Here is a 21,827-nt window from a genome sequence, read left to right as displayed (position 1 = left end):
TCTGACTCAGGCCGCTTCGGCGGAAGTGGAAGCGGAAGCGGCGGGCGCGACGACGGGCCGCGCGCTCGTGTCGTGGTGCGGCGCGCGATACGCGTGGTAATCGGCGATCGAGAAGTGCGCGGTCGCCTGGCGGAAGCGCCAGGTGAAGCCCGGCCACAGCGTCGTGTTCTTGCCGGTGCGCGGATCGAGGTACCAGCTCTTGCAGCCGCCCGTCGACCAGATCGCCTTCTTGAGCCGGCCCTGCAGGTCGCTGTTGAACTGCGCCTCGACGAGCGGGCGCACCTCGATCGCGTCTGCACGTTCGCGGCGCATCGCCTGCAGCGCGCCGAGGATGTATTCGATCTGCGACTCGATCATGAACACCATCGAGTTGTGGCCGAGGCCGGTGTTCGGACCGACGATCATGAAGAAGTTCGGGTAGCCCGGCAGCGTCGTGCCGAGATACGCGTGCGCGCCGTCGCGCCAGGCGTCGACGATGTCGAGGCCGCCGCGGCCGATGATCGCGCCGCGCGGATACGGATCGGCGACCTGGAAGCCCGTGCCGTAGATCAGGCAGTCGACTTCATGACGGCGGCCGTCGGTCGTCACGACCGCGTCGGCTTCGATGTGGTCGATGCCGGTCGTGATCACGTCGACGTTCTTGCGCGACAGCGCCGGGTAGTAGTCGTTCGAGATCAGCACGCGCTTGCAGCCGAGCGTGTAGTTCGGCGTGACGGTCTTGCGCAGTTCCGGATCGGGAATCTGCTTGCGGATATGGCGCAGCGCGAGCTTCTGCACGTTCTTCATCAGCGACGGATGGATCGCGAAGCCGAGCACGCGCGATTCGAGCATCCAGTAGATGCTGCTGCGCACCGCCTTCTGCGTGAACGGCAGCGTGCGGAACAGCCATTTCTCGAAGCCGGTCAGGTTGCGGTCGGGCTTCGGCATGATCCACGGCGGCGTGCGCTGGAACAGCGCGAGCTGCTTCACGCGCGGCGCGATCTGCGGCACGAACTGGATCGCGCTCGCGCCGGTGCCGATCACCGCGACGCGCTTGCCTTCGAGCGCGTAGTCGTGATCCCACTGCTGCGAATGGAACGCGCGCCCCTTGAAGTTCTCGACGCCGGGAATCGCCGGCAGCGCGGCGCGCGACAGCCCGCCCATCCCCGACACCAGCACACGCGCCGACAGCCGCTTGCCGTTCGCGAACGTGAGGTGCCAGCGTTGCGCGACCTCGTCGTATTCGGCGCGCTGCAGTTCGTGGTTCAGGCGCAGGTGAGGGCCGACGCCGAAGCGTTGTACGCAGTCTTCCAGGTATGCGCGGATCTCCGGCTGCGGCGCGAACATGCGCGTCCAGCGCGGGTTCGGCGCGAACGAGAATGAATAGACGTGCGATTGCACGTCGCAGGCACACCCGGGGTAATGGTTGTCGCGCCACGTGCCGCCGACCGACGCGGCCTTCTCGAGGACGACGAAGTCGGTCACGCCTGTCTGCCGCAGGCGGATGGCCATCCCGAGACCGGCGAAGCCGGTGCCGATGATGGCGATGTCGATGGTTTCGTCCAGGCCGTCGTGGCCGGGCGGGCCGAAAGGCAGCGTGCGAGCATTCATCCGGGTGTCTCCGATTTGGCTCATTTTTTAATGTTACATTGGTTGATGTAACGATAGTGGGTGAGCCGGGAAACCGCAAGAGGCTAGAAGCGGCGCTCTAAGGGCCAGAAACCGCGCGGGAAAAGGCTGAGCGGGGTTTGGAACGGGACGGCTTCCGCATTGCGGGATGCGCGGAAACGGCCGTCGGCAGGGCGGGGGAAGCGAGCGGCGGGGCCGCCGGCGCGCGGCGGCCTGTTTGAAACGCTATCGGGGACGGATCGGGCGGGCGACCGTCTCATGGAAAACCCCGGCGACGATCGTGACCTGCGCGAGCGCGTAGAGGCCCCAGATCAGGTAGTCGATGCCGGGAAAGCCGCCGAGGAAGCGTCCGACGCCGATCAGCGTGTCGGAGCCCACGAAGATCAGGCTGCCGACGGCGACCAGCGGGCCGCGCGTGCGGGCCGCGAGCGCGAAGCTCGCCATCGCGCACAGCACGAGCATGTAGACGGCGACCGGCGCGAGCAACTCGCCCAGGTGCGGAAGGAAGGCCACGTAGAACGCCGGCGCGGCGATCCAGAGCCCGATCAGCGCCGCGATGCGCCAGCCGTGCGGCCGCGCGCGCCAGCGCACGAAGATCGTGCAGTAACACAGATGAGTGAGCAGGAACGCGCCGAGGCCGAGGACGAACGACAGCGGCCAGTCGGGCAGCCCGAGCAGTACGTCGCCGAGCACCGCCGTGGCGAGCGCCGCGCACAGCCACGCGCGTTCGCGCGGTGCCGCGCAGGTGCTGCCGGCCGCGAGCAACAGGATGCCCATCGCGGCTTTCGCGGCGGCCTGGCCGGGATAGGGCGCGGCGGCGAGCGACAGTCCGTACAGCAGCGCGGCGGCGACGGCCAGCGGCCAGAGCCGGCGATAGGTGGCGGGAAGCGTGGCGATCAAGGGGGGGCTCCGGATTGTCGTGGTCCGCGGTGGACGGCGCGCCGTCGTGGGCGCGGCTGCTGGCCATTATCCGGAAGAACGGCCGGGTAAAAACCGGCGAATCCTTCTAGGCGCGGCATGGTGACGGTGCGGCGGTGTGGCGGTGCGACGGTTCGGCGATGTGGCGATGCGGCGATGCCGGTTCGGGCCATGCGGCGCCGGTACACCTGCCGCCGCGCCGGTTGTTCCGATGCGTTTGCCCCGGTCGAACCGGGGCAAACGCAGAGGTTTCGGCTTGCTATCATCGCCGCGTATCGACGTTGTCCCGCCCGGCCGCGCTACAGGGTTCGCAGGCCGGCGCGACGGCCGCGCCCGGCGAGGGCAGGCCGCCGCGTTTTCAATGAATCCGTGCCGGGTCCCGCCAGCGCACCCGATGCAGAGGCTGCGTGCGGTCCTCATGACCAACAGGTTCGACATGACCGAACTGCTCCACGGCGACGGCGCGATCCGTCGCACGACGCCATACGGCTCCTCGATCGAAAACACCTATGCGGGCGTGCTGTCGTTCATGCGCCGCACCTATACGCGCGCGCTCGACGGCGTCGACGTCGCGATTTCCGGCGTGCCGCTCGACCTCGCGACGACCTATCGTTCGGGCGCGCGGCTCGGGCCGGCCGCGATCCGCGCGGCGAGCGTGCAGCTCGCGGAGCTCCATCCGTATCCGTGGGGCTTCGATCCGTTCGACGATCTCGCGGTCGTCGATTACGGCGATTGCTGGTTCGATGCGCACAACCCGCTGTCGATCAAGCCTGCGATCGTCGAGCATGCGCGCACGATCCTGCGCTCGGGCGCGAAGATGCTGACGCTCGGCGGCGACCACTACATCACGTATCCGCTACTGGTCGCGCACGCGGAGCGCTACGGCAAGCCATTGTCGTTGATCCACTTCGATGCGCACTGCGATACGTGGGCCGACGACGAGCCGGACAGCCTCAATCACGGCACGATGTTCTACAAGGCGGTGAAGGAAGGGCTGATCGATCCGGCGACGTCGGTGCAGGTCGGCATCCGCACGTGGAACGACGATTTTCTCGGGATCGAACGACTCGATGCCGCGTGGGTGCATGAGCATGGTCCGCGCGCGGCGGTGGAGCGGATCGTCGACATCGTCGGTGCGCGGCCCGCGTACCTGACGTTCGATATCGACTGTCTCGATCCGGCGTTCGCGCCCGGCACGGGGACGCCGGTCGCGGGCGGGTTGTCGTCCGCGCAGGCACTCGCGATCGTGCGTGGGCTCGGTGCGGTGAATCTGGTTGGCGCGGATGTCGTCGAGGTTGCGCCTGCTTATGATCACGCGGACATCACCGCAATTGCGGCAGCGCATGTCGCGTGCGATTTGCTGTGCCTCTGGCGGCAGAAGAAGGTGGTGGGCGGCTGAAGCGGGTAGGCCGACGTGCACGGCCATGTCATGCAAAAGGCCGGCGGGACGGGTGCCTGCGGGCCTTTTTTCATGCGCTGCGCGCAACGTCGACGGATCGATGGCCGTGGGTGGATTGCTTGCCGTGGGGCGAGCAGAAAAACTCGTCGTGCGCTTTCGTGGAGGGTGCCTCCCGCCCCGAAGCCGGTATTCACCGCGCCTGATAGCGGTAACTCGCGCGGGGATTCCAAGCTTCCCGGCAGCCCTGCGCGCCGTCCTTGACGAAAGCAAGGCGACTCCACATCACGCGCATGTGCCGATTTCCTTGCTGAGAAGATTCGGTCCGAACGTTCATGACGGTTCGCAGGCCATGAGCATTCGCGAGTTGCATCGTCTCCTCGGCCCGAACATCGAACATCCGTCGGCCTTCCGGAACGGGGCCGTGACGCAGGGACATGACCAGTACCGCACCATCGCAAAGAAGAGCACTGACATTCGGCATCGCGCGGCGACGTTCGTGCTCGTCAAGGTGCATCCAAACAGCGGACAGCAGTACAAAGTGGAACTCTTTTCGTCTGGAACGCAGTAGCGCGAGATCCGGAAGGCTATCGTCCAGCCATTCAATCCGGGGAGACGGATACTGCCGGATTCCTGCAACTCGCAGCGCGTCCACCGGTTCGACGGCTACGACCGAATGCCCCATCGTCGCAAACGCAGCAGCGTCGGTTCCGATACCGGCTCCGACGTCGAGGACGCAGGACGGCGCCATCGGCACGAGATGCATGATGGGCGCGTGATGCTCCGCAAACGAAATATGTTGCCATTGCTCGATGAGCAATGGCGCATTCTCCGCGTAGCCCTCCGTTCCGCTGACATTAACGGACACGCAGCCCTCCATGCGCCGGTGTTTCGGAAAGTTTGCCAGATTGTCGTCGATTCAGCGCCAGTGACCCGATGTGCGGAACTGGCCGAAACCGGAAGTTTGCCTCAGGTTCATGTTTCGCTCGCTGGGCTGCAGCGTCGATATTTCGTTGTCGACCCGAAGCGGTCTTCCGAATGCACCGATAGCGGCCACTCGTTGTTGGGTTTCCGCGTTAGTATGATTCGCATCTGATTGAGACGGATCGAGATAGATCAACTATGAAACTCGAAATCGAGGGCAGACCGGTAAACACCGTGCCGACTCCGATACAGGTTACACGTGCGCTTAAGTCGCTGCGAAGCTACGGCAAGTCATCCTATGCGTCATTGACTGACGATGCAGGCAATTACGTGCAAGTAGCCGGCGGTGGCGCCAGCTGTATGATCGAGCGCTTTGAATTCGGCGCGCAACGATGGAGAGCCTTCCATAACAAACCTTCGCCTGTACGCCCTGACGGCACGATCCTGGTCTTCCGAGCGGGCAACCTTCCGATGCGCTCAGATGAATGGTTCACGGCCGATCAGGTCGTGGAAGTATTTCTGGCCTTCCTTGGCGGAACATCGTATCCGCCATTTGTTCACTGGCGGTCAGCGCCGGACCTCTGAGCTTGAGGCCCTCAGTGAGCCGTCTCGAAGCAAGTAGGCCGACTGGCGCTCGTACGCAGCGGGTGAATAGGGTTGCCGATCAAGATCGGCCTGCACGCTATATTCTCCGTAGCCTACAAATTCATAGTAGACAGCCATAGTCTCTGCATGTGAACGCGTCCAGAATGTCCAGACCCATTCACTTCCAGGTTCATTAAGCGCACGTGCTGCGTCGCCATCTGGTCCATATGGAATGCATGCTGGAAGCGATTGTCCGTGCCCGTTGGGGCATAGCCAAATCTCATGCAGATATCCGAGGGAGTGTCTCATTTCGGGGCGGCCTAGATTAGTGATTCGGTCATCCTGTGCGAACGCGTGGCAATCGAACTCTTGAACGAAGCATTGTCAACCATCTCCGTACTTGTTGCGAGTGTCTCTTCCTGGCCGATCGCGGCCGGCCGCCGCCCTGCAACGCGCGACCGACGCAGTTCGGCCCTGAGCAGCCGTTGGTTGCCTCCACTCTCAATGTCCGTTTCCAGAGGCTACCCGCCAACGGAACCCAAAGGGTGCCACTGGGCCAAGTTGCCGACTCAGCGCTGGCGATAGCTCCGCGAGATGTAACGTGCTCGCGACAGGCATCCGGCCGGAACGAGTCATGGCACTGACAGAATGCGTCGACGATGAAGCCGTCACGCCACGCCTCAGCGGGACTTGCTCGCGCCGGTGCCGAGGAAGGGAAACGCGGGTGCGCGTTGAAAGTCCTTGGAGACTTCGCCGCCGAATGAATTGCGCTGATCCTTGCCGAGGTCGAGACGTTTGACAGGTGCGCCGGCGGAGAAGTCGACCTTGTTGAGATCGACCCAGAAAGTACTCGGGGTGACGGCCGATTCGAAGAAGTAGAGCATGCGCTTGTGATCGGCGACGGTGCGCCAGCGTGTGGACGATATATTCGGCTCGCCCGGGGTGGTGATCCCGAACGGCACCGACACGTTACGGATCACGCTGAAAACGCTGGCAAGTGCAATGGCTGGGTCTTCACTCTTGGGGATAGCGTTGACGTAGAACGAGGCGCGCGCAAACCGGTCAGCAGAGCGATTGGTGCCAGGCAGCCAGACGGTGCCGCCTATCTGCTTCCAATATTCGTTCAGTGCAAGCTGCTCGTCGAAGGTCGGTGAATTGGTCATGACCTGGTACTGCCGACCATGATGGATGATCTGCTTGCCGCCGATGTACTCGACGATGGCGCTGTCGCCAGTCGCGTCTGACATGGCGAGGTGCAGTGTGGCGAGGCGCTGTTCTCCGGGGACGTTGTCAGTGACGATTGTGAACGGCTCTTTCTCAAGCGCAGCGACCGCTTCCGCGACGGTGGCGAAATTGTCCAGCACGTACTGCGCCCATGCGGCGATGGTGAGTCCCGGTTTCGAGTTTTTGTCGAAGGGGGGATATTGCGACTCGACGAGCCAGAGCAGTTCAGCGGCTAGCCCCTTTTCGTTCATGCCGTCGGTGGTGGAGACGTCATAACCGGTAGCCACGACGCTACCGTATTTGGCGGTCCATTTAAGAGAGTTCGGACCGGATTCACCGGTGCGGGTGATGCCACGCGGCAGGATGTAAAGATTGGTGGCGACGTCGAGCTTCCAGTCCATCGATCGGGCGGTGATAACGTCGTCGTTGTCACCGTGATAGACGACGCGTGTGCAGGCTAGCGATCCGGCCGGATCGACGAGGAGCGTCGCTGCTGCGGCGAGACAGGTCAGAACGACGCAAAAAGGGCGGCGCATGGCAATTCCTCACGCTGTGTTGGTGATTACAGATCGCTCGACGCCGACGCTCGCTGCGAAGGCGACTCGTGTCCGCCTGCTGCGATTGATTACCCGGGCAATATCGCGTCGACAACGTCTGAGGAAAAGGGAAGTATTGGATTTCCGTAATGCAGTTGTCAACTGGGCCGTTGCAGTCAAGTGTGAGATCGGAATGCACGCTGGGTTGTACCTTCTCTCCTTGCGGTGCAATTTCGTTACTCTTTCAGCGGAGTACGATCGGCTCCTCAAAGCCGATAAATGGCCATTCTCGATGGCGCAGTGAATGTCGCTTCCTGGCCGAAACCGGAAGGTTGCCTCAGGTCCATGTTCCGCTCGCTGGGCTGCAGCGTCGATATTCCGTTATCGACCCGCAGCGGTCGTTCGACGCGAAGGCTGCCGATGGCCGAAGGAAGCCAGAAATCGGTCGGTCAAGATGTGGCACGGGAAAACGCAGAGTAAAGAAGCATGTCGGCCGTGAGCTGCCGGTAGCGCCAAGAAGAAGCGGTCATTAACGCTCGCATTATGCGGTGCTGGAGCGCAAAGCACGGAAAGTACTTACACGGGGAGGCGGAATCTTCCTGGTGCCAAACAACGCTTCTTGAAGTGAATCCAATGTTGAAATTGACCGGTGCGCGGAGGCATTGCGCTGCGGGGCGTACCCTCACCAGCACGCTTCGTGGCGCAATGCCGGTATTCATCGAGTGTACTGCTTCTTGTCGACATGGGCGTCGAGCGATCCCAGTAGATGCAATATGACTTCGTCGACACGATTAGCAATGCAAAACATGTCGTTCGTCGCTTTGGAGCGCCCGAACGTCACGGGACGGGTGCCGCCAGCTGCGTGATTTCGCATAAGGTCGCTTGCAGCGAGTCTCGGACGATTCGCTCAAGGAGTGCGGCTAGCCAGACGTAGGCTGAGGATCGTACGGCGGCACCGCTCTCTTGAATTGGCGAAGATGGTGAAATGACTGCGGTATCCGCGTGGGCTCTGTCGAACTCGGCCTTCACCTGAACGGCGAGGGCGTCGATGTCGGTTAGCTATCCTTGAGAGAGCTGGGGTTGATTTACCGATATTTGACTACTTGGCATTACTATTCATTTCAACTGCCGTTATGCCCACTGGGGTGATCATGTAACTCCGCAATCGCCTGCTGATTCTGGTCACTGTGACCATTTCACGGCGACCGGCGCGCCTTCAGGACACCGCGCGTAAGGATTCCGCGTACGACCAGTTGACGCCAGAGACGTTGACGACGGCCTGCCACGCGGCTTCTTGATTAGCGCCGTCGAGGAGGTGTGGGTGGAGCTGCGCCTCAATTGGGCCTGAGAACTTCCCTTGAGCGGAAGCGAAGAATTGCCCTGAAACCTCGGTTCCGAACTTCGAGGCCTGGACATACCGGCCCGCTGCCGTCTCCGGCTTCTGATTCATGCCGGGAATGAGGTTCGCAATTGGGATAAACAGATACTTCACGGCCAGGCTAGCATGTCGCGAAACGTTGGTCGCAGTCGCCGCACCGGGCGAGACAGCGTACACGGCCATGCCGGAAGGTAGCCGACGCGCCAGCGCCGCAGCCCACCACGCAACGATGAGCTTCGCGTCGGCATACGCATTGTTGGGCACGTACCTCACGTTCGGCCCGTTGCGCAGCAGGGCTTCCATAGCAGCGGTCAGGTCGCCCTGGTGGTATTTGGCAGCGAGTGCGTCCACGTCGGTGTACTTGAACATGGGTACACCCCCTCGGGCAGGTTCCGCACTGGCAATAACAATCCGCGCGTTGGGGCTCAGCAAGTTGGCGCGGAGCAATCCGACAGTCAATCGATGATGGCCGATGAGCGGGGCCTGAGAAGCCTCGACGCCTGCCGCAGTGATTACCCGCTGCTTACCTGGGACCATCCCGGCATTGAGCAGTAGGAAATCAATCGGCCGACCTCGCTTGACGAGTTCGGCGAGCGCGGACTGGACGCTGGCCGGCGCGTCCAACTCCAGCTCCAGCGGCGTGAAGACTTGTCTTTTAGTTTCCGCTGCGAGCCGAGCGGCCGTTTCCTGGACCCGAGCCAGGCTACGGCCAGTGACGATGATCTCGCGCCAGCCGTCTCCGGCAAGTATGCGGGCAGCCGCATAACCAAGCCCCGAGGTGGCGCCGGTGACGAGTACGATCGAATGTTCCATGGGCGTCGCAGTGATGAAGGGGGAAGGTCGAGTCGTGAGGGCACGCGTGGCCACGGACGACTTGCTAATTTAGAACTATTCAGTTATATATTGACGCGATGACGAGTGTCAAGGATTTTTGAACCAAATGATTCAAAATGCTGCTAGACCGAGGGGCAGACCGCGCAGCTTCGACGAGACAGGGGCGCTGGAAAAGGCGACTCAAGTGTTCTGGTCGAAAGGCTACGACGGAGTGACGATTGACGATCTCGTCGCCGGGATGGGTGTGGGACGGCCGAGCCTGTATGCCGTCTTTGGGGACAAGCGGGCGATATTCTTGCGGGTCCTTAAGGTGTACGCAGAACGGAAAGGCGCATCAGCCGCGAAGGCACTCCTCTCACCAAAGGGTCTTCGCGACTCGATCACGGGCTTTCTCAGGTACGCCGTCGAAAGTGCGACCGAGAAGGAGTCCGCCCGGGGCTGCCTTCTGATTTGTGTCGCGCCGCTTGTGGACGACCCTGAGGTCCGGCAGTTTCTGCAAAACGCGGCCGCTGGTGGCACCGCGCTGGTGGAAGGTCGTTTCCGGGACGCTATCGGCGCGGGAGAAATCCCATCTGACTTTCCGGTAGCCGTGCGCGCAACCCAAGTCACGGATTTAGCGCGTGGGCTGACCATGCGTGCACAGTTAGGCACGCCGCGCAAGACGCTCCTCAAAGATGCTGAGGAAGCGGCCGACCTGGTGCTCCAATCGCGTCGTGGAAACGCGGTGCCAGAAAGTTGAGGCTAGCGTTAAGCGGCGTTGTGGGGCAGCAGGCTTTGATAGTTGCCGCTTCGCGGCAACATGAGTTGACCATGCTCTCTGGCAATCGTCGCGCGCAATCTCGGCAACTGGAAACCCCGCGGCATCGAACGGCTTGTCTGTGAGTCATCCTAATCCGACCTCAAGATGCAGCTGCTCGTACTGCTGAATGGACCGGCCAGAGTTTCATAGACACTCACGAGCCGTTTAGCGCGTAGCGCCGCTCAAACTCTACAGGTGACAGGTCGCCGGCGAAACCATGCCGGCGAATCGGGTTGTAGAACATCTCAATGTAATCGAATACGTCCGTGGCAGCAGTAGCCCTGTTCGGGTAGATGCGCCGCTTAATTCGCTCCTTCTTCAACGCGCTGAAGAAGCTTTCGGCAACGGCGTTATCGTGGCAATTACCGCGACGACTCATGCTCGGCACCATATGGTGAGCCCTCAGGAATGACTGCCAGTCATCGCTGGTGAACTGACTGCCCTGATCCGAATGCACCATAACGCCGGGACCCGGTTTGCGTTTCCAGACTGCGGCCAGCAAAGCCTGCAATACCAGGTCGCTGGTCATCGTTGATCGCGTGGCCCAGCCGACGATCTGACGCGAGTACAGATCCATGACCGCCGCCAGATACAGCCAGCCTTCATAGGTTCGGATATACGTGATGTCGGTGACCCAGACCCTGTTCGGCGCGTCGGGGGCGAACTCCCAATTCAGGACATTGGCCACCACGCCGACCGGACCGCCACGATGCCGAGGCTTGCTGCCGTAGCCAACCTCGGCGCGCAATCCTTCTGTCCGCATTAACCGGAGCACGCGGTGACGACTGCACGTCTCGCCCGACTCTCGCAAATCCATCGTGATTTTGCGGTAACCGTAGACGCCGCCGCTGGTCAGCCAATGAGGCTTGATCAGACCCAGCAGCCGGTCCTCCTCGCGCTTGCGCGCACTGCCCGACTGACGCTGCCAAACGTAATAGCCGCTGCGATGAACGCCAAGCACTCGGCACATCGTACGCAGACAATACTCGTTGATATGGGCCCGCATGAATGCGTACCTTGCCGTCATACCTTTGCAAAGTACGCGGCGGCCTTTTTTAGAATGTCGCGCTCCTCGGTCACCCGCTTGAGTTCGGCCTTCAGTCGCCGCACCTCGGCGCTCTGGTCCAGTTCAGCCTGGCGCACGACATCTGGCTTATCGAACTTCGCCCGCCAGGCATATAGGCTGTGCGTCGTAATGCCCAAACGCTGGGCAACATCTGCAACCGAATGACCACGCTCGGTGACTTGCTTGACTGCTTCGATCTTGAACTCATCCGTGTACCGCTTGCCGCTCATATCGACCTCCTCGGTTGCCATAAATTATGGCTCGAAGATGTCTACGAAAGGCTGGCCGGTCCATAAAGAGAGCCCATCGGACGTGTCTTACTGGCCGTGCGTCGACGCGAATGCGAACGCGCCCTGGGGATACGATTCGAATGGGGTTTCGTCGGCGCAGTATGGAAAATTGACTTTCACCCGCCCGTCGTCGCCATAGATCTTCGACAGTACTTCGCACATCCGCTTCGGATGAAGACTGACTATGCCGAATGGAGGCGCGCCACTCTGCACTTGTCTTCCCATGAGTCTAATGATCGGTGTTACATGGTCCTTCGCTGATTCACCTGAAAAATAGATTCCCCACGCTAACTCATAGAGTCGATCGCGGGTCGCCAGTGGAATAGGCTTGTCGTCCGGAACCGTGGCAAGAAGCTGATTCATAAGTGACTCTATCCGTGAAAGCGCCCCTGGATGTCCCCCAGCGGCTGCCACTTGCGCTGCGCCAGTGCCAATGGAACTGGCGCTCGAAATTTGCTCAAACGCAGTACTCGCGTATCGCGCCGACTCGTGTCCAAACCCTGCCAATGTAGTTCTCGCAATCGGCCTAATATCGCCCTTGACCTGTCCATCAATGCCGTCGCCTATCACAGGCCGGGGATCAAACGCCACTCGTGCCACGGCATCAACTACTTCGGCGGGCGGAGATTGCATTCGCGAGGCTAGCTCGACTTCATAGAAATCAAACGCGCCCTTGATAGGTTTCCCTGCAAAGGCGGCAGCAACACGGGCATATATAGCTGGCGGACTACACACCCTCGGGCCGTGCTGGCCCGGACTACTGCGGTGTAGGTCTTGACTGAGAGCGCGTTCGGCCCCGATGGCGAGCCAGTCAGGGGAATGCGGGTCGATATGTTCGAGAGTCGAAGCGGCGATTTCAAAGTGCTCGCTTTCTTTGATATTCGCTGAAACGCATTGGGGATTTTTCCAGATGGGCATGGCTGGCATCGCCCTGAGCTTCCGGAATTCCGTCTTCCGAGCGGCTGCCCCATGATCTCCCACCCAGAAGCCTGCAAGGAACGTCAGTACGAATCCAACCAGCACATATCTGCGGTCCATTTCCCCGTTGCTCCGACAAGAGTTAGTTTTTCGTTTTTGCAGTTCGGTCTAGCGCGATTTACGTCCGTGTCGGACGGCAGAACTGATTTCTGCCCGTGGTGATCTCGCGCGGGTGCGTGCGCAAGATGAGCGGAATTGTCAACGATTCAGATGCTGAAGTCGAGTGACGGCTTCTGGCCGAACGCCGACGTTCGTTCCCGGCGTTCCCCGGAAATCCGCGATGAACCTTTCTTGTCTGGATCGGGTTACGACGGCGCGGTATGCAGTGTCGGCGGGTGATCAGGAACATCAATCGAGTGCATCGCGTTGTACTTGCAAGGGCAGCACGAATCCGCACCTCCCCTGAGCCGACCTGCACGCGGTAAACATGCAATCGTGAAGACCTGGGCGTTGTCGGATTCGCACGTCCACGCAGGCTATTCGTCGTCGGGAAGCTCGCTGGCGCGCTGCCCACGAAAGGTGGGCAAGCGCCAGCTAAACCGAAGCGAAGCAAGCCGAATGGCGACGCAGAGGATTGTCGCGAACCATGGCGTCCACCACTGCGTCCAGTGCGCGGAGGAGAACAGAACTTGTGCGCCCGCACCGGCGAGCGCAGCCGTCGCATAGACCTCGCGGTCCAAAATGGCCGGCAGGCGCGAAAGCACGACGTCGCGCATGACACCGCCGCCGACCGCAGTCACGATGCCGAGCAAAATGGCGAGCTCCGCATTGTGTCCGAAGCTCAGTGCCTTTTGCGCACCCGCAACGGCGAACAGGCCGAGCCCGATCGCATCGAAGAAGAGGACGGGCTGCCGTAGACGGCGTACCGGCGCATACGCGAAAATCGCGACCGCGGTCGCGAGCACGGAAGCCGCCAGATATCTCCAGTTTGAAAGCCCTGCGGGCGGAATCGCGCCAATGCAGACGTCACGCACGATTCCGCCGCCGCATGCCACCATGAACGCGATGGACAAGATGCCGAACAGGTCCAGCCGCTTTTGGCGAGCGGCAACAGCGCCGCTCATCGCGAATACGAAAGTTCCGACCAGATCGAGGGTGAAGTAGGCCGCGTGCGAATTCACGCCGATGTATCTTGCTTGTCGAGCCACGCCCCGGCCGCGCATAGCATCGCTTCCAGCCCCGTACGCAGCGTCGGGTCGAGTACCGGCGCGAATTTCGGCGAATGGTTGCTGGGAATCTCGTTGAGCTTTTTCTCTGCCAACGCCTTTCTAAACGTATCCGGATCGGTTCCGCCGATGAACCAGAACCCATACGGCACGCCCCATTCGCGCCCGAATACGCTGAAGTCCTCGCTCGCCGCTGCCGGGGGCGTTTCGTAGGCGCGCTCGCCAAAGTGTGCTTCGAAAGCCGCCCGCACACGCTCGGTTGTCTGCGCGTCGTTGATCGTCAGCGGATAGCTCGAGAGCGTCGTGAATTCGGGCTCGCGTGGTGCGTTGGAAGCCATGCATTCCGCGCAACAGATGCGCCGGATCGCACCCAGCATGTATTCGCGCACGTCTTCGTCGAATGTGCGCATGTTGAGCTTGAGCGTCGCGTCGTCGGGGATGATGTTCTCTTTCGTTCCAGCCTGCAGCGCACCAATCGTCAGCACCGCACTATCGCGCGGGGAGATTTCCCGCGATACGATCGTCTGCAGACGGAGCGTCGTCGACGCCGCCATGATGACCGGATCGATCGAGGTTTGTGGCTGCGATCCGTGCGAACCGCGTCCAAACAGCCTTACCTTCAAACTGTCGCCCGCCGAAAGAATCGTGCCGCTCCGATAGCCGACCGTGCCCGCCGCGCCAACCATGACGTGCTGGCCAAGGATCACGTCAGGCTTAGGGAAGCGTTCGGCCATGCCGTCGTCGATCATGCTGCGGGCGCCGCGCGCCACTTCCTCGCCCGGCTGAAAGACCGCCATCAGCGTTCCGCGCCAGACGTCCCGGTGCGCAGCCATCAGGTGCGTCACACCCATCAGCCAGGTCACGTGCATGTCGTGGCCGCACGAGTGCGCGACGCCCACTTCGAGGCCATCCTCGTCCTTCGCCCGCGCCGTGCTGGCATACGATAATCCGGTCGCTTCTGCCATCGGAAGCGCATCCATGTCGGCGCGCAACATGACAGTCGGACCGTCGCCGTTGCGTAACACCCCCACGACGCCGGTCACGCCGACACCCCGCGTAACGTCATAGCCGACATTTTCGAGATAATCGGCTGCAATACGTGCGGTGCGCACTTCCTGCATCGACAGTTCGGGATGCTCGTGCAGGTCCTTGTAGATCGCTTCGAGCTCAGGCAAGAGGCTTTCGATGGCGTCCTTGGTCGCTTCCACCAATGCAGGCATGATCGATCCTTTCAAATGGTTCTTTGCGGTGGCCGATGTCGCATCGCACGCGCCGGCCGTCGGTGAAGCCTGGCAGCGCCTGCGCCCGATCTGGCGACCCGGCGGCAGGACCGCGGTACGCAATCCGCCGACTAGTCCGATGCCTGCGACAGGGCGAAACACGGAACATCCGGGCGAGCCGCCTCTACCCTGGCACTCCGTATTACGGTTCCGTCAAATCGCCTACTGCCGCCGAAGCGGGACAGGAATACAAGAGAACCATAGTCTCGATAGCGGTAATCCGGAAGTCCTGTCGATTCATGAGACAAAGCGGTCACCCGCAGGTCCGGCTCGGCGAGACGGCGTATGACTCCTCCTGGCCGAACCCGGAAGTACGCGTCGCGCCCTGCAGCGAAGTATCGGCACGATAGCCGAACGTTCGTAGCTGCCTCACCGGACCTCGCGCAGAAGATCAATTGTCCGAGCGGAATCGACGTTCGAATGGCAGTTCAAAAGTGCTGCAAGATGGCTGAACGCCGACAGTGCGCTCGACGTTCCCCCTGAAATCCGGGAAGAACGAAAAAAGGCCGACGGGCAGGGCACCCGTCGGCCTTTTCCAGATGCGTGCGCGCCGCCCGTTACTTCGCCACCGAAGCCGTTGCCACGCGCTTGTCGGTCCACGCGTTATCCGCGACGCTCAGCTTCTGCGGAATCAGTTTCGCGGCGAAGAACGCATCGGCCACTCCCTGCTGCACCGCGACGATCTTCTCGTCGATCGGCACCGCACCGAACGGCACGCGCTTGATCCACGTTTCCACGAGCGGCGACGGCAGCCCGACCTTCGGCGCGATCAGCGCGGCCGTCTCGGCTGGATGGCCGTTGACCCACAGCCCCGTCTCACGCGCCTGCTTCAGGAGCGCGCCGATCACGTCGGCGTGCTGCTCAGCAAAATCACGCGTTGCCTCGTAGAAGTTGTTCGCGGGCGTAAGACCCGTGTAGTCGGACAGCGTGCGAATCTTCAGCGAACTCTGCGCGGCGGCGTAGTACGGATCCCAGACGGCCCACGCGTCGACGTTGCCGCTCTCGAACGCGGCGCGCGCGTCGGCGGGCGGCAGGTACACGGGGCGGATCTCGTCGTAGCGCACACCTGCTTGCTTCAGCGCCTGGAGCAGCAGGTAGTTCGCGCTCGAACCCTTCTGCAGCGCGACCTTCTTGCCGCGCAGGTCGGCGAGTGAGCGGATCGGCGAATCGGCCTTCACGAACACAGCTTCGTTGTGCGGTGACGGCGGCTCCGCGCCGACGTACACGAAGCGCACACCGGCCGCTTGCGCAAACACCGGTGGCGGCGCGCCCGTATAGCCGAAGTCGATGCTGTTCGCGTTCAGTGCCTCGAGCAGTTGCGGGCCGGCCGGGAATTCGAACCACTGGACGTTGTAGCCGAGCGGCTTGAGGCGCGCTTCAAGCGAGCCCTGCGCCTTGATGATCGACAGCAGGCCGGCCTTCTGGTAGCCGATGCGCACGACCTTGTCGGCGCCGCCCTGCGCGAACGCGGATGTGGCTGCGACGGCGACGAGCGCCGTCGCAGCGGCGCGGGTGATCCAGCGGGTGAAACGAATCATCGAACAGGCTCCATGCGAAACGTCTTCGGGGAGCGGCGCGTGCCGCTCGGTTGGAAGAATCGTCGCATGGGCGGTCGGGCCCGCAAACGAAGCATTGCCGATATGAATATGACGGCGGCGGTCCTATGCTTTGTCGCCGTCGCCTTGTGGGTCGGGCGTGCCGGCCTGTCGTGCCGCTTCGTCGCTGAGCTTCTTGTCGAGGATCGTCGCGACGCGGCCGCCGAGATAGGCGCTTGCCGCCGTCTCGAGCGCTCGGTTCGTCTCGCCTTCGACGAAGACGGCCGCAAGCGGGCGCAGGCGCCAGATCGCGTCGACGAGCGCGGGCACGTCGGTGACCGGCGGCAGCGTGCCGGCGTCGTAGCGGTCGAGCCGCTTCACGACGAGATCGACGAGCAGCCGCGCGATCGCGTCGAAATGCGGCCGCGCGAGGCTGATCACGTCGAGCAGCTCGCGCGGCGGGATGCCTTCCTTGGTCATCGCGGCTGCCGCTTCGAGCAGCGCGGGGCTTTTCGCGACGAACGACAGGCCGCGCCGTTCGAGCAGACCGAGTTCGGTCACGCGTGACAGTTGCGATGCCGTCTGCGGGCCGAACATCTGTGCGAGCTGCGCGAGCGAATAGGTCTTCGGCAGTTCGTGCGACCAGCGGCCGCCGATCGCGTTCTCCAGGCCGAGGATCGAACGCAGGTCGTGGCCTTCGTCGATCGCCATGATCAAGTCCTGGATGTTCGACAGCGTGTAACCGCGCGCGAGCAGGTGGTTGATCAGCTTCAGGCGGGCGACGTGCGTGTCGTCGTAGATGCCGACGCGCCCGCGCTTCTCGGGCGGCGCGAGCAGTCCGCGATCCTGGTATGCGCGGACGTTGCGCACGGTCGTGTCGGACACGCGTGCGAGTTCGTCGACCGTGTACTCGTTGCGGGAATCCGGTGCGGCCTCGTCTGGCATGGTTGGAGTCTGTCTTGGCATGCGGCCATTCTAGCGCGACGCGCCAGGCTCGGGCGAGGCGGGAAGGGTGCGTGCGCCGTCGCCGAGCGCGCGCTGCATCAGCGCGGTATCGATCCAGCGGCCGTGCTTGAAACCGACCGCCTTCAGCACGCCCGCCGGCTCGAAGCCGAATGCGCGGTGCAGCGACGTCGAGCCGCCGGTGCCGCCGTCGGCGATCACCGCGATCATCTGCCGCCACGGGCCGGTCTCGCACCGCGCGATCAGCGCCGCGAGCAGCGCGCGGCCGATGCCGCGGCCGCGCTGCGCGTCGTCGATGTAGATCGAATCCTCGATCGTGTGGCGGTACGCGCTGCGCGTGCGATACGGCGTCGCGTACGCATAGCCGGCGATGCGGCCGTCGCATTCCGCGACGAGATAGGGCAGCCCGTGACGCAGCACCGCGTCGCGGCGCGCGCGCAGTTCGTCGACGTCGGGCGGCGTCTCCTCGAACGACGCGACGCTGTGGCGCACATGGTGTGCATAGATCGCGTGAATGGTGGGGAGATCGGTATCGGTCGCGTCGCGGACGACGCAGGCGGGGGCGGCGGACATGGTGGCGGACCGGGTGGACGAAACCGCTACTATGCCGGCCGCGAGGCGGCGCCGTAAAGGCATGGGTCGCGTCGCGCGGTCAGGAGAAGCCGCGCCTACAAATGGCCGTCCGCGTCGCGAACCGCGTCGGCGATCGCATCCGCGACGCGCTGCACGCGCGGCGAGCGCCGCACGTCCGGGTGGACGACGAGCCAGATCTCGCGCTCGACATCGCATCGGGGCGCGGACGTCAACTCGACGAGCGCGGCGGCAGTCGACAGCGACGGATCGGCCGAAGCCGGCGTGCCCGCGTCCGCATCCGTCGCCGACGTGTCGACGAGAAAGCGCGGCAGCAATGCGACTCCCGCGCCGGCCACGCACGCACGATGGAGCGCGGCCAGATCGTTGGCGATGAACGCGAAGCGGCGCCCGGCCGCGAAGCGTTCGAGCCATTGCTGCTGCGGCATTTGTGCGAGTGCGTCGTCGTAGCCGAGGAATGCCCAGGTGTCGGGCGGCGCGGCGGCCCAGTCGGGCGACGCGCACAGCGCGAAGCGCATCGTGCCGAGCCGGCGCGCGGCCAGCCCCGGCTCGCTCGGCCGCGACAGGCGCACCGCGAGGTCGGCTTCGCGCGCGTAGAGGTTGGCCGCGTGCATCTCGCCCATCAGGTCGATCCGCAGCGCGGGCCATGCGCGCTGCGCGCGGGCGAGCCGCGGCGCGAGGAAGTGGCTCGCGAATACCGGCGACGCCGACACGCGCACGACACCCTCGAGCGCCGCCGCCCCCTGCGCGGCGCGCGCGAACGCATGCACGTCGGCTTCGACGCGCGCGGCATGCTCGGCGAGGTGCAGGCCTTCGTCGGTCGGCGGCCAGCCGCGTGGCAGCCGGTCGAACAGCCGGATGCCGAGCGCGGACTCCAGCGCATCGATGCGCCGCGCGACCGTCGAGTGCTGGACCTGCAGCGTTCGCGCGGCGGCCGACAGGCTGCCGCCGCGCATCACCGCCAGGAAATAGCGGAGGTCGTCCCAGCTCATCGGCGGCGCGGACGCCGGCGTCGGATCGGTCGAATTTTGCACGGTAGATGGGCGTGAAACGGGAATTCCGATCGATTATGCACGATGAGATGATCGTGTCACATCATTCGATTGCGAGGAACGTCATGACCCAGACTGCCACTGCCACCCGGATCGGGATCGACCGCTACGGCGATGCCGGCGTGCTGCGACGCGTCGATGCGCCCGTCGCGCCGCCCGGCGCCGGCGAGGTGCGGATTCGCCAGACTGCCGTCGGCGTGAATTTCGTCGACATCTATTTCAGGACCGGCGCGCATCCGTTGCCGGCACTGCCGGACGCGCTTGGTGTCGAGGCGGCCGGCGTGGTCGATGCGGTCGGGCCCGGCGTGACGGGGCTGGTACCGGGCCAGCGCGTCGCGTATGCGGGGCTGCCGACCGGCAGCTACGCGAGCCTGCGCACGCTGCCTGCCGAGCGCGTGGTGCCCGTGCCCGACGGCGTGAGCGACGACGCGGTCGCGGCCGGGCTGCTGAAAGGCATTACCGTCTACATGCTGCTGCACCGCGTGCGCCACGTGGGGGCCGGCGACACCGTCCTCGTGCACGCGGCGGCCGGCGGCGTCGGGTTGCTGGCGACGCAGTGGGCGCGCGCGCTCGGCGCGCGGGTGATCGGCACGGTCGGCTCGGCCGCGAAGGCGGCACTGGTGCGCGCGCGAGGGGCGGAAGTGGTGGTCGACTACCGCGAGGAGGATTTCGTCGCGGCGGCGCGTGCGTTCGGCGGCGGCGCGGGCGTCGACTATGCGATCGACGGGATCGGCGGCGACGTGCTGACGCGCACGCTCGGCGCGGTCCGGCCGTTCGGGATGGTCGCGAGCATCGGGCAGGTTGCCGCGATCGGCGCCCGGCAGACGATCGACCTCGATGAACTGGGCCCGGCCCGCTCGATCGCGCTGGCGCGGCCGAGCGTGCTGGGCTTCATCGCGCGTGACGTGGCGGGGTATCGGGAGGCGGCGCGCGCGACGCTCGAACGGCTCTCGGGCGGGATGCACGTGGAGATCGGCGCGCGGCTGCCGCTCGACCAGGCGGCCGACGCGCATCGTTTGCTGGAATCGCGACAGACGACGGGCGGGGTGGTGCTGGTGCCGTGACGGCGGACCGCGCGTCGTGAACGGTCGCCTCGCTGCGCCCCTCTGCGGACAGGCGGCGGAGCCACGGTGCCGCTGCGTGCCCGCCGATCAGTGATGCTTGCGCAGCGGCGCGCTTTCGACGAACCACGCGAGCACGAAAGCGATCGCGATCACGCACGCGGCCGAGAGATACACCACGTGCAGCGACCCGGCGAACGCATGCAGGTACGCCTCGCGCACCGCAACCGGCAACTGGTGCACGACCGCCGGACCGAGCGCGGGCGGCAGCTCCGTGCCGGCCGGCAGCGCCTGCGTGATTCGCGACTGCAGCCCGTGCGAGAACAGCGCGCCGAATGCGGCGACGCCGAGCGAGCCGCCGATCGAGCGGAACAGCGTCGCGCCCGACGTCGCGACCCCCATGTGCCGGAACTCGACCGTGTTCTGCACGGCGAGCGTGAGTACCGGCATCACCATGCCGAGCCCGATCCCGAGCAGCGCCATGTAGGCGTACATCGTGTGCAGCGGCGTGTCGAGCGTCAGCGTCGACAGCAGCGCCATCGCGATGCCGCCGATCAGCGTCCCCGCGATCGGAAACGGCCGATACGTGCCGAGCCGCGAGATCAGCCGGCCGCTCGCGACCGACATCGCGAGCATCCCGCCCATCATCGGCAGCAACTGCATCCCGGCCTGCGACGGCGTCGAGCCCTTCACCACCTGCAGATAGAGCGGAATGAACGTGACCGAACCGAACAGCGCGATGCCGACGACGAAGCCGATCAGGCTCATCAGCACGAAGGTGCGCTGGCGGAACAGTTCGAGCGGCATGATCGGCTCGGCCGCAAGCCGTTCCTCGTAGATGAAGCCGCCGATCGCGACCACGCCGAGCACCAGCGTCATCCACAGCTGCGCCGACGACCACGGCAGTAGCGAACCGCCTTGGCTCGTGAACAGGATCACGCAGGTAAGGGCCGTTGCGAGGAACGCGGCGCCCATATAGTCGATCCGGTGCTTCACGTGCGCGGTGTGCGGCCGGAACGCGACGCCGATCACCGCGAGCGCGACGAAACCGAGCGGCAGGTTGATCGTGAAGATCCAGCGCCACGACAGATGTTCGACCAGGAAGCCGCCGAGCAGCGGCCCGACGATCGTCGCGAGGCCGTACACGCCGCCGAACATCCCCTGATAGCGCGCCCGGCGGTCGGGCGGCACGAGGTCGCCGATCGCGGCCATCGTGACGACCATCAGCCCGCCGCCGCCGAGCCCTTGCAGCGCGCGCAGCACGATCAGCTGCGTCATGTCCTGCGCCATGCCGCACAGCGCGGAACCGGCGAGAAACAGCACGATCGCCGCCTGCAGCACGATCTTGCGGCCGTACAGGTCGCCGAGCTTGCCGTACAGCGGCAGTACGACCGTCGACGACAGCAAATACGCCGTGACCACCCACGACAACTGGTCGAGGCCGCCGAGCTCGCCGACGATGGTCGGCAGCGCGGTCGACACGATCGTCTGGTCAAGTGCGGACAGCAGCATGACGAGCAGCAGCGCGGCGACGATCAGCCCGGTCGGCGCGTCGCGACGGGCCGCTTCGGCGGCCGGTGGGGCAAGGAGGGTATCGGTTCTCATCGAGATATCTGCCATGGCAGGGAATTGGTCGAAATATA

At 64.0% G+C, this 21,827-nt stretch carries 18 protein-coding genes; 4 read left to right on the top strand and 14 right to left on the bottom strand.

Features of this window, described 5'->3' with window-relative positions:
- Nucleotides 1-6: 6 nt before the first annotated feature.
- Together LGM71_RS07485 and LGM71_RS07480 are read right to left on the bottom strand one after the other, a co-directional pair.
- On the bottom strand, nucleotides 7-1,590 hold the full coding sequence (locus LGM71_RS07485; protein ID WP_226114505.1) for a flavin-containing monooxygenase: 1,584 nt from the start codon (nucleotides 1,588-1,590) through the stop codon (nucleotides 7-9).
- Between the two features lie 243 nt (nucleotides 1,591-1,833).
- Nucleotides 1,834-2,508 (bottom strand): lysoplasmalogenase, encoded by a 675-nt coding sequence (locus LGM71_RS07480; protein WP_226114494.1) that lies wholly within the window; start codon nucleotides 2,506-2,508, stop codon nucleotides 1,834-1,836.
- A gap of 454 nt (nucleotides 2,509-2,962) precedes the next feature.
- Here LGM71_RS07480 and speB point away from each other — a divergent pair, with 454 nt between their 5' ends.
- Nucleotides 2,963-3,925 carry an agmatinase gene (gene speB / locus LGM71_RS07475; protein ID WP_226114492.1) on the top strand — a complete coding sequence of 321 codons (963 nt, stop codon included), beginning with the start codon at nucleotides 2,963-2,965 and terminating at the stop codon, nucleotides 3,923-3,925.
- Between the two features lie 190 nt (nucleotides 3,926-4,115).
- Here the strand turns inward: speB and LGM71_RS07470 are convergent, their stop codons facing one another.
- The gene (locus LGM71_RS07470; RefSeq protein WP_226114490.1) at nucleotides 4,116-4,790 is read right to left on the bottom strand and encodes a class I SAM-dependent methyltransferase; all 675 of its coding nucleotides are present in this window, start codon (nucleotides 4,788-4,790) and stop codon (nucleotides 4,116-4,118) included.
- Nucleotides 4,791-5,044: 254 nt separating this feature from the next.
- Between LGM71_RS07470 and LGM71_RS07465 the strand changes: the two genes are divergently transcribed.
- Nucleotides 5,045-5,431, top strand: a complete 387-nt coding sequence (locus LGM71_RS07465) for a hypothetical protein (RefSeq protein WP_124904063.1) — start codon at nucleotides 5,045-5,047, stop codon at nucleotides 5,429-5,431.
- Between the two features lie 680 nt (nucleotides 5,432-6,111).
- On the opposite strand, the gene LGM71_RS07460 is transcribed toward LGM71_RS07465, so the two are convergent.
- Both LGM71_RS07460 and LGM71_RS07455 read right to left on the bottom strand, forming a co-directional pair.
- On the bottom strand, nucleotides 6,112-7,191 hold the full coding sequence (locus LGM71_RS07460; protein WP_226114488.1) for a linear amide C-N hydrolase: 1,080 nt from the start codon (nucleotides 7,189-7,191) through the stop codon (nucleotides 6,112-6,114).
- Nucleotides 7,192-8,407: 1,216 nt separating this feature from the next.
- Nucleotides 8,408-9,382: an SDR family NAD(P)-dependent oxidoreductase gene (locus tag LGM71_RS07455; protein WP_226114485.1), complete on the bottom strand. Its 975-nt coding sequence runs from the start codon at nucleotides 9,380-9,382 to the stop codon at nucleotides 8,408-8,410.
- 127 nt (nucleotides 9,383-9,509) lie between these two features.
- Between LGM71_RS07455 and LGM71_RS07450 the strand changes: the two genes are divergently transcribed.
- Nucleotides 9,510-10,142 carry a TetR/AcrR family transcriptional regulator gene (locus tag LGM71_RS07450; RefSeq protein ID WP_226114483.1) on the top strand — a complete coding sequence of 211 codons (633 nt, stop codon included), beginning with the start codon at nucleotides 9,510-9,512 and terminating at the stop codon, nucleotides 10,140-10,142.
- Between the two features lie 214 nt (nucleotides 10,143-10,356).
- Here LGM71_RS07450 and LGM71_RS07445 read toward each other — a convergent pair.
- The 8 genes from LGM71_RS07445 to LGM71_RS07410 form a co-directional block, all read right to left on the bottom strand.
- Nucleotides 10,357-11,498, bottom strand: a protein-coding gene (locus tag LGM71_RS07445) for an IS3 family transposase (RefSeq protein WP_413226860.1) whose coding sequence is annotated in 2 segments (ribosomal slippage) — nucleotides 10,357-11,261 and nucleotides 11,261-11,498 — 1,143 coding nt in all. Because the reading frame shifts where the segments join, the coding sequence is not laid out codon by codon here.
- Between the two features lie 87 nt (nucleotides 11,499-11,585).
- Nucleotides 11,586-12,596, bottom strand: coding sequence for a hypothetical protein (locus LGM71_RS07440; RefSeq protein WP_226114482.1), 1,011 nt, complete (start codon nucleotides 12,594-12,596; stop codon nucleotides 11,586-11,588).
- A 416-nt stretch (nucleotides 12,597-13,012) separates the two neighbouring features.
- Nucleotides 13,013-13,657: a trimeric intracellular cation channel family protein gene (locus tag LGM71_RS07435; RefSeq protein WP_226114481.1), complete on the bottom strand. Its 645-nt coding sequence runs from the start codon at nucleotides 13,655-13,657 to the stop codon at nucleotides 13,013-13,015.
- Nucleotides 13,654-14,922 carry a M20 family metallopeptidase gene (locus tag LGM71_RS07430; protein ID WP_226114479.1) on the bottom strand — a complete coding sequence of 423 codons (1,269 nt, stop codon included), beginning with the start codon at nucleotides 14,920-14,922 and terminating at the stop codon, nucleotides 13,654-13,656. The genes LGM71_RS07435 and LGM71_RS07430 overlap by 4 nt, the downstream gene beginning before the upstream one ends.
- A gap of 617 nt (nucleotides 14,923-15,539) precedes the next feature.
- Nucleotides 15,540-16,520, bottom strand: coding sequence for a sulfonate ABC transporter substrate-binding protein (locus tag LGM71_RS07425; protein ID WP_226114474.1), 981 nt, complete (start codon nucleotides 16,518-16,520; stop codon nucleotides 15,540-15,542).
- Between the two features lie 123 nt (nucleotides 16,521-16,643).
- The gene (locus tag LGM71_RS07420; protein WP_124623148.1) at nucleotides 16,644-17,483 is read right to left on the bottom strand and encodes a MerR family transcriptional regulator; all 840 of its coding nucleotides are present in this window, start codon (nucleotides 17,481-17,483) and stop codon (nucleotides 16,644-16,646) included.
- 9 nt (nucleotides 17,484-17,492) lie between these two features.
- Complete coding sequence (locus tag LGM71_RS07415) at nucleotides 17,493-18,053, bottom strand: GNAT family N-acetyltransferase (RefSeq protein ID WP_059607114.1); 561 nt, start codon at nucleotides 18,051-18,053, stop codon at nucleotides 17,493-17,495.
- A 95-nt stretch (nucleotides 18,054-18,148) separates the two neighbouring features.
- A complete protein-coding gene (locus LGM71_RS07410) occupies nucleotides 18,149-19,063 on the bottom strand; it encodes a LysR family transcriptional regulator (RefSeq protein ID WP_226114471.1) in 915 nt (304 codons plus the stop codon).
- Between the two features lie 125 nt (nucleotides 19,064-19,188).
- On the opposite strand from LGM71_RS07410, the gene LGM71_RS07405 reads away from it, so the two are divergent.
- A complete protein-coding gene (locus tag LGM71_RS07405) occupies nucleotides 19,189-20,187 on the top strand; it encodes a quinone oxidoreductase family protein (RefSeq protein ID WP_226114469.1) in 999 nt (332 codons plus the stop codon).
- An 87-nt stretch (nucleotides 20,188-20,274) separates the two neighbouring features.
- Here LGM71_RS07405 and LGM71_RS07400 read toward each other — a convergent pair whose 3' ends face one another.
- Nucleotides 20,275-21,789, bottom strand: coding sequence for an MDR family MFS transporter (locus LGM71_RS07400; RefSeq protein WP_226114468.1), 1,515 nt, complete (start codon nucleotides 21,787-21,789; stop codon nucleotides 20,275-20,277).
- Between the last annotated feature and the right edge of the window lie 38 nt (nucleotides 21,790-21,827).

This window comes from Burkholderia sp. AU33545, from assembly GCF_020419685.1.
In the GTDB taxonomy this organism is placed as follows: Bacteria; Pseudomonadota; Gammaproteobacteria; order Burkholderiales; family Burkholderiaceae; genus Burkholderia; species Burkholderia diffusa.
Note: the sequence above shows the minus strand (reverse complement) of the source record. Positions and strands in the feature narration are given on the sequence as shown.

Coding starts and splice junctions, on each gene's coding strand:
- LGM71_RS07485 (WP_226114505.1), bottom strand. CDS start 1,590: ATGAATGCTCGCACGCTGCCTTTCGGCCCGCCCGGCCACGACGGCCTG.
- speB (WP_226114492.1), top strand. CDS start 2,963: ATGACCGAACTGCTCCACGGCGACGGCGCGATCCGTCGCACGACGCCA.
- LGM71_RS07465 (WP_124904063.1), top strand. CDS start 5,045: ATGAAACTCGAAATCGAGGGCAGACCGGTAAACACCGTGCCGACTCCG.
- LGM71_RS07460 (WP_226114488.1), bottom strand. CDS start 7,191: ATGCGCCGCCCTTTTTGCGTCGTTCTGACCTGTCTCGCCGCAGCAGCG.
- LGM71_RS07455 (WP_226114485.1), bottom strand. CDS start 9,382: ATGGAACATTCGATCGTACTCGTCACCGGCGCCACCTCGGGGCTTGGT.
- LGM71_RS07450 (WP_226114483.1), top strand. CDS start 9,510: ATGATTCAAAATGCTGCTAGACCGAGGGGCAGACCGCGCAGCTTCGAC.
- LGM71_RS07440 (WP_226114482.1), bottom strand. CDS start 12,596: ATGGACCGCAGATATGTGCTGGTTGGATTCGTACTGACGTTCCTTGCA.
- LGM71_RS07430 (WP_226114479.1), bottom strand. CDS start 14,922: ATGCCTGCATTGGTGGAAGCGACCAAGGACGCCATCGAAAGCCTCTTG.
- LGM71_RS07425 (WP_226114474.1), bottom strand. CDS start 16,520: ATGATTCGTTTCACCCGCTGGATCACCCGCGCCGCTGCGACGGCGCTC.
- LGM71_RS07420 (WP_124623148.1), bottom strand. CDS start 17,483: ATGCCAAGACAGACTCCAACCATGCCAGACGAGGCCGCACCGGATTCC.
- LGM71_RS07415 (WP_059607114.1), bottom strand. CDS start 18,053: ATGTCCGCCGCCCCCGCCTGCGTCGTCCGCGACGCGACCGATACCGAT.
- LGM71_RS07410 (WP_226114471.1), bottom strand. CDS start 19,063: ATGAGCTGGGACGACCTCCGCTATTTCCTGGCGGTGATGCGCGGCGGC.
- LGM71_RS07405 (WP_226114469.1), top strand. CDS start 19,189: ATGACCCAGACTGCCACTGCCACCCGGATCGGGATCGACCGCTACGGC.
- LGM71_RS07400 (WP_226114468.1), bottom strand. CDS start 21,789: ATGAGAACCGATACCCTCCTTGCCCCACCGGCCGCCGAAGCGGCCCGT.